The sequence below is a fragment of the Nostoc sp. UHCC 0252 genome (assembly GCF_034931145.1).
Taxonomy (GTDB): Bacteria; Cyanobacteriota; Cyanobacteriia; order Cyanobacteriales; family Nostocaceae; genus Nostoc.
Map to the genome: position 1 here is coordinate 100,260 of NZ_JAYGHE010000009.1, position 10,902 is coordinate 111,161.

The 10,902-nt window shown below is 41.1% G+C and carries 10 protein-coding genes and 1 pseudogene; 9 read left to right on the forward strand and 2 right to left on the reverse strand.

All coding sequences use genetic code 11. The features are described from left to right. Nucleotides 1-366: 366 nt before the first annotated feature. The 6 genes and pseudogenes from VB732_RS08575 (at nucleotide 367) to VB732_RS08600 (ending at nucleotide 7,797) form a co-directional block, all read left to right on the forward strand. Nucleotides 367-2,457, forward strand: coding sequence for a glycoside hydrolase family 10 protein (locus tag VB732_RS08575; protein ID WP_323230389.1), 2,091 nt, complete (start codon nucleotides 367-369; stop codon nucleotides 2,455-2,457). Between the two features lie 76 nt (nucleotides 2,458-2,533). After that, nucleotides 2,534-3,808, forward strand: a complete 1,275-nt coding sequence (locus VB732_RS08580) for a hypothetical protein (protein ID WP_323230390.1) — start codon at nucleotides 2,534-2,536, stop codon at nucleotides 3,806-3,808. Next, on the forward strand, nucleotides 3,777-4,901 hold the full coding sequence (dcm, locus tag VB732_RS08585) for a DNA (cytosine-5-)-methyltransferase (RefSeq protein WP_323230391.1): 1,125 nt from the start codon (nucleotides 3,777-3,779) through the stop codon (nucleotides 4,899-4,901). The genes VB732_RS08580 and dcm overlap by 32 nt, the downstream gene beginning before the upstream one ends. Before the next feature lie 342 nt (nucleotides 4,902-5,243). Next, nucleotides 5,244-6,548 (forward strand): efflux RND transporter periplasmic adaptor subunit, encoded by a 1,305-nt coding sequence (locus VB732_RS08590; RefSeq protein ID WP_323230392.1) that lies wholly within the window; start codon nucleotides 5,244-5,246, stop codon nucleotides 6,546-6,548. Nucleotides 6,549-6,662: 114 nt separating this feature from the next. Then, a pseudogene (locus VB732_RS08595) lies at nucleotides 6,663-6,794 on the forward strand (SDR family oxidoreductase); the annotation flags it as partial. A 289-nt stretch (nucleotides 6,795-7,083) separates the two neighbouring features. Continuing rightward, nucleotides 7,084-7,797 carry a rubrerythrin family protein gene (locus VB732_RS08600; RefSeq protein ID WP_323230393.1) on the forward strand — a complete coding sequence of 238 codons (714 nt, stop codon included), beginning with the start codon at nucleotides 7,084-7,086 and terminating at the stop codon, nucleotides 7,795-7,797. A gap of 314 nt (nucleotides 7,798-8,111) precedes the next feature. On the opposite strand, the gene VB732_RS08605 is transcribed toward VB732_RS08600, so the two are convergent. Next, nucleotides 8,112-8,687, reverse strand: coding sequence for a TMEM175 family protein (locus tag VB732_RS08605; protein WP_323230394.1), 576 nt, complete (start codon nucleotides 8,685-8,687; stop codon nucleotides 8,112-8,114). A gap of 36 nt (nucleotides 8,688-8,723) precedes the next feature. Here VB732_RS08605 and VB732_RS08610 point away from each other — a divergent pair, with 36 nt between their 5' ends. Further along, complete coding sequence (locus VB732_RS08610) at nucleotides 8,724-8,885, forward strand: hypothetical protein (RefSeq protein ID WP_323230395.1); 162 nt, start codon at nucleotides 8,724-8,726, stop codon at nucleotides 8,883-8,885. Between the two features lie 362 nt (nucleotides 8,886-9,247). Here VB732_RS08610 and VB732_RS08615 read toward each other — a convergent pair whose 3' ends face one another. Further along, nucleotides 9,248-9,883: a transaldolase family protein gene (locus VB732_RS08615; protein WP_323230396.1), complete on the reverse strand. Its 636-nt coding sequence runs from the start codon at nucleotides 9,881-9,883 to the stop codon at nucleotides 9,248-9,250. A 40-nt stretch (nucleotides 9,884-9,923) separates the two neighbouring features. On the opposite strand from VB732_RS08615, the gene VB732_RS08620 reads away from it, so the two are divergent. Continuing rightward, the gene (locus VB732_RS08620; protein ID WP_323230397.1) at nucleotides 9,924-10,397 is read left to right on the forward strand and encodes a hypothetical protein; all 474 of its coding nucleotides are present in this window, start codon (nucleotides 9,924-9,926) and stop codon (nucleotides 10,395-10,397) included. Nucleotides 10,398-10,405: 8 nt separating this feature from the next. Beyond that, complete coding sequence (locus VB732_RS08625; protein WP_323230398.1) at nucleotides 10,406-10,849, forward strand: hypothetical protein; 444 nt, start codon at nucleotides 10,406-10,408, stop codon at nucleotides 10,847-10,849. Nucleotides 10,850-10,902 lie beyond the last annotated feature (53 nt).

Consider the following 10,902-nt stretch of genomic DNA (forward strand, 5'->3'; position numbering starts at 1 on the left):
GATAGGGAATGGGAAATGGGGAATAGGAAAAAGCAATTCCCAATGCCCCATTTCCCATTGTCAAATCAATTAAAAATTAAAAATGTAAAATTAAAAATTACAATTCTTTTAGGGCTTGACCCCGCTACTGATTGTAGACCACTAAATATGCAGATTTAGTGGTAGCCCAGTACCCAAAATTAATTAAAAATTATTATTTCTTTTAATCTTTAATTTTTAATTTTTAATTAAAACTGGTCAATTCTCAATTCCCAAACAAATACCAAGACATTGCAAGCGATGCCCAAGCCCGGCTATGCCTACGCCAACAAAATTGTTAAATTAACTAAGGAAATCAAAATCAAGGCCAGCTAGCTGCAATCAACGATGGTATCTATTGCTACTCCATTCTCGGATATTCAAAACCATTGGGCACGCTTATTTATTACAGCCTTAGCCCAACGCGATATTGTCAGTGGGTTGCCTAATGGCACATATCGCCCCGATAACTCACTCACCCGTGCTGAATTTGCCGCTATTGTCGCCAAGGCATTTGGCACAGTTAGTAAAAAGCGGCAATATGTCCCTTTTGTTGATGTACCCACGAGTTATTGGGCAGCAGATGCTATCCAAACAGCTTACGAAAAAGCATTTATTAGCGGGTTTCCTGATAAAACTTTCCGTTCCGCTAACCGAATTACTAGGGTAGAAGTTTTAGTTTCTTTGGTAGCAGGCTTAGAAATTGCCACCAAGATTAAACCTGACCTTCTCTCAACACTCCCACAAATTTATCAAGATTCTATTCAGATTCCTGCTTATGGTAGAAATCAGGTAGCTATTGCCACTAGTGCAGGATTGGTGGTTAGTCACCCGAATATCAAATTACTCAATCCCAATCTTGCAGCTACCCGTGCAGATGTAGCAGTAATTATTTATCAAGCTTTAGTGTATTTAGGCAAAGCAGAAAAAATTGCCTCTAGTTACTTAGTGCAGCCGCCAACAGTAACACCGACACCAACGCCAACGCCGACACCAACGCCAACGCCAACGCCGACACCAACGCCGACACCTACACCCGCGCCTGTTGGTAGCGTTAGGGTAAGCCATAGCCGGGAATTCCGGGGGGCGTGGTTAGTATCTGTATGGAATGGTGATTGGCCTTCCAAAGCGGGACTTTCTGTTGCTCAACAGAAAGCTGAACTAACTGAGATTATTACTAAATTACAAGCATTAAACTTCAATGCACTTATCTTTCAGGTGCGACCAGAAGGAGACGCTTTATATGAATCACAATTAGAGCCTTGGAGTTCTTGGATTACTGGAACTCAGGGGAAAGCCCCAGAACCATTCTATGATCCTTTAGCGTTTGCGATCGCAGAATGTCATAAGCGCAATATTGAACTTCATGCTTGGTTCAACCCTTACCGCGCCAGCACTTCCACCAACACAGCTAAAACAGTCCGTCCTCACATCGCAGCTACCAATCCAGAAAGCGTTTATTTGTGGAAAACTCAACGCTGGATGGATCCAGGATTGAAAATAGTTCAAGATAGAGCTTACAACGTAATTCTCGATGTAGTGAAGCGCTATGACGTTGATGGCATTCACTTAGATGATTATTTTTATCCATATCCCATCGAGGGACAACCTTTCCCCGATAACAAAACTTATGCTGCGTATAAAGCAGGCGGTGGTACACTCAGCCTTGGCGACTGGCGACGCGACAATGTTAATAGAATGGTACAGCGCCTCTGGCAGGGGATTAAAACAACCAAACCTGACGTGAAATTTGGTATTAGTCCCTTTGGAATTTATCGCCCTGGACAACCCACTGGTATTACTGGGTTAGATGCTTACAACGTGCTGTATGCCGACGCTAAGAAATGGTTAGAAGAAGGTTGGATTGATTATATTGCGCCTCAACTTTACTGGCGCACAGACCAACCGCAACAAAGTTATTCAGCGTTGCTACAGTGGTGGACACAGGTAAACACAAAGCAAAGACACGTTTACGCTGGTAATAATTTGACAGAACCAAGCAACAAGAGTCGAGAGAGTGATGAGATTGAAAAGCAGGTAAAAATTAGTCGTAGTCAAGCAGGACGGTTATCACTAGGGAATATCTTCTTTAATCTTGGTGTTTTAACAGAAAATAGTCAGGGCATTGCTGATAAATTCCAAAGTCTGCTTTATAACAAACCTGCGCTACCACCAGCTTTGTCTTGGCAGGATACTACACCACCCCCTCCACCCATTGGATTACAAGTTAATAACCGCAAACTGAGTTGGCAGCCTGGAGATAATCAGCCAGTTCGTTCTTGGACACTTTATCGGCAAACTGGCGATACTTGGACAATTCAGCGAATTTTATCTGCTGGCACAACCTTCGCTACTGTCCAACAAGCGGGAACTTATGCCGTGTGTGCAGTGGATAGATTGGCGAATGAGAGTGCAGGAACAGTGATTACAGTGAGTTGAACAAAGATGCTGTCTATGAGTGCGATCGCTGTTATGCTCTTGTGTAGTATGAGTGCGATCGCATCTTTGAAGAATAGTGCAAAGTAATCAACCTGAACCAGTTAAAGCCGATTGGATAATCAACCTTTTAGGAAGAGTGAAAGCTCTGGAAGTAAATCCCCATGAAGAAGTATTAACCTCCATTCTGGTTGAGCAAGCTTTGGAAAATGCCAAACGCACTGCTACTAATCCTGGTATATCATTGGCAGCAGCTTTTGACCTGATTGTAGCTGCCGAATATTATACAAAATTAACCAATAAAGGATGGCTTTATTGTCCAATAAATAATATTCCTCTATTAATTTACCCATACACTAATACTTGCCCAAGATGTGTTTTACAAGGTAACTTTTACTATCATCAGGCAAACAAATTACCATCTGGAACTATTGGCAAAACCACAAGTCGTTTGCTCTGTGTATTTCTAAAACATTTATTTAAAATTAATTCGAGGAATTTAAAAATTTATCATGGTGCTGAACCCGTTGATGTAATAATTCATGATGAAAATGAAAGTATAGTCTTACTTGCAGAAGTAAAAGCCGCACCATTGACAACACTTGCTCTAGCAGCGAAGGTTGAGATACAAACCGAGATGGGAGAAAATGGAGAACCAATACCTTGTTCGCACTCTCCTACAGACAATTCATTTCTGGCATCATCTAACTTGCATATAATTCTGCCCAAGTTAGAAAAAGGTTCCTGGAACTATGAACTTGTGAATTTAGGAGTAAAAGCAAGCCATAGTTCTCCGACATGGGCATACGAACAAATTGGCAGAAGTTTTGGTCTGGATAATCAACTATTTTCTCGATATTTTCAGTTTTGGAATATTGCCTATTCTGCGTATAATAAAGCAGCACGAGGTAGGGGAACTATACCTGAAGCTGTTTATTGGTTAACAAATGCTTGTGGACAACCTACCCCTAGACCTTTGACGTGGCCATTGAGAAAGAGTGGTGATGGGTACGAATCTGTCTCTGATGGTAAATCTAGCGTAGGAATGGACAGAACTGATGATATTAAAAAAGGGATTTATCAAGTATTAAAAATTGCTGCTACAGGAAAGCCAAAACATAGTCAAATGGCAGTAAAAACTGCTTTGCTGTCTAACATTCATGCTGTGCGTCACTATAACGATTACCTGCTCGAACTTCAGGATGTTATATGGACACTAGATGAAACAGGAAAAGCGAAAAAAGTTGCAGATTTGCCACCTGAAAAAGAGATTTACAATCTTTTTGATGGTATAATTACCTTCACCCAAAGCCATGTGAGAGATGACTGGATTTCAGAAAATTTCCAATTTTAATAGTCCGGGCAAATTGGTTGCAAATCACATTGCTAGACGGGTTGGTTCAGATGTACAAAAGCGGATCGATGCCTTAAAAATTGGGCAAAAAATGCAGGACTTGCCTGAAGAACTTTGGCACGATAGCTTTAAATTTTATCTCAAGCACGATCCAAATCGTCAAGGTGGGCCAAATTTAAGAATAATTCGTCTTGATCCAGATAAACCGTCATTAACAGTGACGGGGTACATTTTCAATAAATTTGTTCATCCCTATGAAAACCGATTTATTACTGTGCGAGAGGCAGCTCGTTTACAAGGCTTTCCTGACAATATGAAATTTGAGGGAACGCTAACAAGTACTCAACTTCAGGTAGGTAATGCTGTACCTGTACCGCTTGCAGAAGCTGTGTTTAAATCTTTAGTTCAACAAGCAAAGTTGTTAGGATTTGAAAATCGTTCCCTCAAAGCTTTCAGCTTATTTAGTGGCGCAGGAGGTATGGATATTGGTGCTTATCTCACAGGCAGTATAGAAACTAAGGTAGCTCTCGATAGTTGGTCAGATGCTTGTGCAACACTGCGTGGTTTTTTTGGTGGCGATATTTGCGTTTTGAAAAATGATATTTCCACTGTCGAAAACCCGTTAAGTCTATGGCAAAATTTTTCCGGTGAAGTTGAGAAACCAGATATTGTCTTTGGAGGGCCACCTTGTCAAGCTTTCAGTCAGGCAGGTAAACAGAAAGGCTTTCAGGATGATCGAGGTGGTATGATTTATGAATTTTTACGTTTTGTCGAAAACTTGTACCCGCCATTTTTCGTTATGGAAAATGTCTCTAATCTCAAGGGGATTGCAGGTGGCACACTATACCAGCAAATTTGGGACAAAATGGCGAATTTGGGCTACAACATCTCAATTGGTGTACTTTTAGCTGCTGATTTTGGTACTCCTCAATTAAGGCGGCGATTATTTTTTCTTGGTTGCCGAAAGGACATTGGTAGTATTCGCTTACCTTTATCTACTCATAGTCCTGAACTTGAATTATTTGGGCTACTACCCTACGTAACTGTTGCTAAGGCTTTTGTTGACTTGCCAGAAGCAGAGTTCAGCCGTTAATTTTCTGATCGGAAGCTTTGGGAATACTCTAAAGTGATTGAGCTACGGTCAACTAGCTATGTGATTAACTAACTTATATTATTGACTCAGGCAACTGACCAATTTTGTGCGGTGCAACTATGGCTATGCCAGCATTACCAAGCCTTTTCCATTGCTATAAATAGATGAAAAATTAGGGATTCACCTTTCGATAGATTTAGATAGAATCATCAAAACTGTATATTTGGATGGGGTAACACATAATTTGCCACAAAACCTCATGCTAAATCAGTAATTTCAAGATCAACAGATGAAATTTTGACTGAATTCTAGTTATTTTGTTCCTTAAGTTCCTCATAAGCCATGACATCCCCTGAGCCTCAAACTGATTATGGAGACAAAACTCCACAAACCTCATTTGAGCCACCTTCTGGAAAACGGCGGTGGCTTTGGTTAATACCATTACTATTGTTAGGAGGCGGAACGGCTCTAGTTTGGCGTTTGCTCACTCCGCAAAATTCAACGCCTCTAACTGCTAATGCTCAACCTCAAGGGGTAAGAGTCAAAATATCCACAGTCCAAAGCGGCATCATTGAGGAAAGTTCAGATTTTATAGGTAGCCTAAAATCCCAACGCTCAGTCACAATCCAGCCGAGGATTCAGGGCCAAGTTACCCAAATATTTGTCAAACCGGGAGATCCAGTTGCCGAAGGAGCGCCAATTATCCAAATAGATCGTACACCACAATCAGCGATCGCTCCTAACAATGCTGCGCCTCAAGCATTTTTATTGCAACTGGAAAATGCCCGCACTATACTCAAATCTCTGGAAGCCCAAAGATTATCCTACGTTTCCAATGTGCAATTATATCAGCAGAACTACGAAAAATATTCCATCCTAGCTGAACAAGGAGCCGTCTCTCGACAGGCTCGCAATCAGGCTGCCGATCGGCTTGCTAATGCTAAAACTAATCTTGATGCAATTGATTCTAGGATTCAAACACAACGAGCTAACATATTGCAGGCTGAAAGAACCTTACAGCAAGCTAATGTAAATACTCAAACACAACAAATCCAGTCTGACAAAATTATTGCTCCCTTTAGCGGCACTGTTGGCAATATGGCTGTGAAAGTAGGTAATTTAGTTAATACTTCTACACAATTAGTTAATATCACCCAAAATCGACCTTTAGAATTGAACATCTCTGTACCATTACAACAAGGGGCGCAATTGCGTAAGGGAATGCCGGTGGAGGTAATGAATACACAAGGTCAAAAGCTGGGTAGAAGTAGGATCTTTTTCATTGCACCTACTGCTAATAATGAAACACAAGGGATATTGATCAAAGCACTTTTTGAGAACCCTAACAGTCAGCTACGTGCAGATCAATTGGTAAGGGCTAGATTATTTTGGAATCAGCGCCCCGGAATTTTAATCCCCACAACAGCAATGACTCGTATCGGTGGCGACACTTTTGTGTATGTAGTTGAAACCGAAACATCTCCCCAAGGTGTATCTCAACAAGTAGCTCGACAAAGGCGCGTGAGGCTAGGCGAAATCAAAGATAATAATTACCAAGTGATTGAAGGATTACAGCCAGAAGATAAAGTTATTATCTCAGGGTTGCTCAATCTTAGAGATGGTGTTGCGATCGTTCCAGAAACTTAGGAAGGACTGGGGAGGCAAGAAAGAAATAATTAATGCTCAATGAAAAATGACTGCGATCGCTAAATTTAACCTTAATACAGTATGTAGGCAAAACCCAAGAACAGATAGCATCGTCTGGCTCAAATGGCCGCTTTTGGCAAATTGGGAGATGTGCAAGAAATCGCCGATGTCGTAGCGTTTCTCGCTAGTGACGAAGCCAGATGGATTACTGGGCAAAATATCCGGGTAAACGGTGGAATCGCGTGAGAGAATTAAAGCTCTCGTCACAAACGCGATATTCTCCGTTTAAAAGCCTCAGCCAATAACGTCAGTATTACTAGTCTTGTTATAGTGGGTGAAAATTAGCCTGCTACTTCCATTAATTAAAGCTTTTTACTCGAATATAATTGTCCAAGAACAGCTAACACGGATTGCTAAATATGGGCTGAAAAAGTTTGTATAAACCGTTTCTAACTTATACAAATAACGGCTCGTATATTTGCTTGTAGAGTCTGTTCTTTTGCACCAAATATCACTTCGCAGGCATCCAAAAATTATGGATTTGTCCAACTTTACTACACTCCAAAACTTAGAAGCTGCTTTCGGTGGTGAATCGATGGCAAATCGCAAGTATCTGTTTTTTGCGGATGTGGCGCGTCAACTTGGGTTTACAGACTTGGCGAAACTTTTTAAAGAAACGGCAGACCAAGAAACCGAACACGCTTTTGCACATTTTAAATTGCTGCATCCAGAACTTGTAGTAGAAGATTCAGCTGCTTTAAGTGATGAACAGAAGCGGGAAATTATTTCTCGCTGTTTATCTTTGGCAATTGAGGGGGAGACTTACGAATATACCACGATGTATCCAGAGTTTGCCGCAGATGCTCAACGCGATCGCGACAATCCTGCTGCTGAAGAATTTCTCAAGCAAGTTAAAGAATCTACCGATCACGCCGACACATTTCGGGAAGCAGCACACCGTTTTGGTTTGTTAAAATTTATCGAAAATTACCACGCCGATCGCTACGCTGAAGCCTTAGAAGTATTAAATGGAGGACAAACAGCAACTAGAGTCGCAGGTGAAGATGCCAAAACTCGGAAATGGATTTGTAGAAAATGCAGCATGATTTACGATCCGGTTGCTGGCGATCCTGATTCGGGAATTGCACCTGGTACACCTTTTGAAGAAATTCCCGATGACTGGGAATGTCCGATTTGTGGTGCTAGCAAAAAAACTTTTAAACCATTTGAGGAAAAAGTTGCAGCTTAAGACGACAATCAATAGCTTTTTCATCCCCCTAACCCCCCGATAAATTGCGGGGCAAAGAACTCTCAAAGTCCTCCTTCTTAAGGAGGATTTAGGAGGATCTATTTTGTACACTGTAGCCTTCTAATATCATGTCCGGCTAATTAGTTATAATTCTCACATCTGTGCAAAAAGCGGGAAACCCTCTTTCCCCCTGCTCCCCGCCCCCTGCCCCCCTGCGGTCTTAATGATAAGTCTTTAACCGGACACGATACAAGGGGAGTTAGGGGGATCTAAAGTGCCTAAAATCACAGCTAAACTACTTTTCAAACAACCTCTCAGAGTGTGAGAGTATTTTCAATGCGACGGTCGGGGATAAGCCACATAACTGCAACCAGAACGTATAGTATACAGGCAAACCATGAGTTTACAAAGGCAAGGGGAATTGCTACTGCATACAACACCACCGATATTTTTCCTTTGAAATCTCGGCCTAGTGCGATCGCTAATGTCGAATCTCTACCGTGATGAGAAATTAGGGTGCGGGTAAGGATGAAGTAAGCCAATGCAGACAACAACAATACAGTGCCATAAAGTGCTACTGGCATAGCAGCAAAGTTATTCTCGCCCATCCAGCCAGTGACGAAGGGGATTAGCGACAACCAAAACAGCAAATGCAGATTCGCCCAAAGGATACGCCCATTAACGTGTCGGACTGCTTGTAAGAGATGATGGTGATTGTTCCAGTAGATGCCAAGAAAAATAAAACTCAGCACATAGCTCAAAAATACCGGAATCAGGGGACGCAGCGCGGCTAAATCAAACCCATGCGGCACTTTGATTTCCAGCACCATAATGGTGATGATAATGGCAATTACCCCATCGCTGAATGCTTCTAATCTCCCTTTTCCCATTTCCGCATTCCTTTTTTATTTACTTGAAAGTAAGTTGTGACACTCTGCACTTTATCGTACCAAGTAGTCGCAGTTGATGAAGATTGTCTGCGATCGCAAAATTATTTAATGCGAGGAGAGGAGCGATCGCCTAGTTGTTCATCAGTGCTTGATAGTCTTGCCAACTTCCGGGTAGGCGCACCACTGCGCTGGGGGTAAATGAATTGTATCGGGTGTGACAACAGCGAACACAGAACTGAACCTCCACCTTCACTGCAATGCTTAAATATCAGCTACTGCGGCTGAAAAATACAGCAGCGACAATAATTAAACCTAAAAGTGCCAAGGGAACCCAAAGATTAGGAATATCTGACAAACTCATTTTAATTAGAGTACTCCAAGTAAAAAAATCCTCAATTGTCATTGCGAGCGTTCGCGGAGCGTCTCGTAGAGAAGCGAAGCAATCCCAGCCCTTGCGATTGCTTCGCTTCGCTCGCAATGACGGGTTTTGGATCATTTATTTTTTGGAACACTCTTACGAATTACGAATTACGTTAGCGACGTAGGAGCTTCATTACGAATTATCTTAAGCCGATGCCTCCTTTAGCGAATTCTTCAACAGTTTTCTGTGAGAATTCATGAGTTGCGATCGCTTGCAACATTGCCAATGGTAAGGTCAAATGATCCGCTCCGGCTTGTAATGAAGCAGCTGCTTCTTCGGGAGATTTGATACTAGCTGCCAAGATTTCCATATTACTGCCTTTGAGGACGCTAGCCATATCCCGCACCAAAGCAATACCATCACCTAATAACCGCGTCGCCCGATTTACATAAGCTATGGCAATTTTCGCCCCTGCTTCTCGTGCAACTGCTGCTTGTGCTGCACTGTAAATTGCTGTCACCGAACAGGTAATTTCTGGTGATAGACTCGCCACCACTTCAAAACCTAACGGTGTTGCGGGAATCTTCAAAATTGTTTGTGAACCAATAATTTCGAAAGCTTTTCTACCTTCAGCTAGCATCCCGGCTTTATCAGATGCCATAAGTTGATAGTATAAGGGGCCATTCGTCAAGGCAACCAAATTTTTGAGCGTGGTTTCTGGTGGCGTATCGCTTTGAGACAACAGCGTGGGATTTGTGGTAATACCTTTCACCCATCCCCAAAGCTTAACAACTTCAGCTTCCGATGCGATCGCTGAGTCTAGATATAGTGCCATAATTTTTTCTGAATCGATTGTTAAAATTAATTTACCAGATGTGCAACTTAGACTTTCTTACGCAACAAGATATTCTGTACTATTTCCTAGTCCTTGGCATACTATTGATTCAGGACTGCCATCAGGAGGGAATTCAGAATTAGAATATTTTCCTAATCTATATCCCGAAGACATTCCTAATTATATTCGACGTAATGAGCTTTTCTTTGATGGCAATAAGTGGAGATATAAAACACCTCACAAAAAAGTGTTTACACCTAATGGTGAGTACAACTTCGTAGTACAGATAGGTCAGATATATATAGCAAGGCAAAAGTTTGGTTTAGGAAGTCATATTGATATTGCAAGAGGTAATAACGTTGACTTTGCAGGTCAAATTCGCTTTGGACATAATAAAAACAATAAAGGTCAAATTAAATACTGGAACAATGCTTCTGGTCACTACAAACCATCACTTAATTCAGCAGGTAACGCTGGTTTGCCATTAAATCTTTTCATCCCATACGATTTTTGACAATAATTATGAATGATCGTGTTCAACAATTAATACAGATTAGTACTTATAGATCATTAACTTCTCAGGAGGAAAAGGTAATTTTAGATTATCTGAAATCAATACCTGAAGTTGCAGTATATGAAATTATCAAGAGCATGGTTGAACAAAAGAGCCTGGTTACTATTGTAATTGCCAAGAAGGTCTTGCATACAAGAGATTTTGTCACAAAAATATTCAACTATGGAGTATTGGATTCTAATGCTCAATCTATTAAATTATGGTTAGATTTTGCAATTCCTAAACTAGGATTTAAGTCAGTAGTAAAATTGATTGAAAGTTTAAATACTGATAGTAATAGGTTGATCGAGAAAGCCGTCTATTGGCTTCCTATGTTTATATCTGAGAATGAAAAAAGGTCTTGGAACTTACTGGAGAAATTAAGGGAAAAGGTAAAGTGTAGTCCAATCTGAACTTCGTTCTAAATTATGAATTATTAAACCAGATTTCAAGGGATAATTAATCC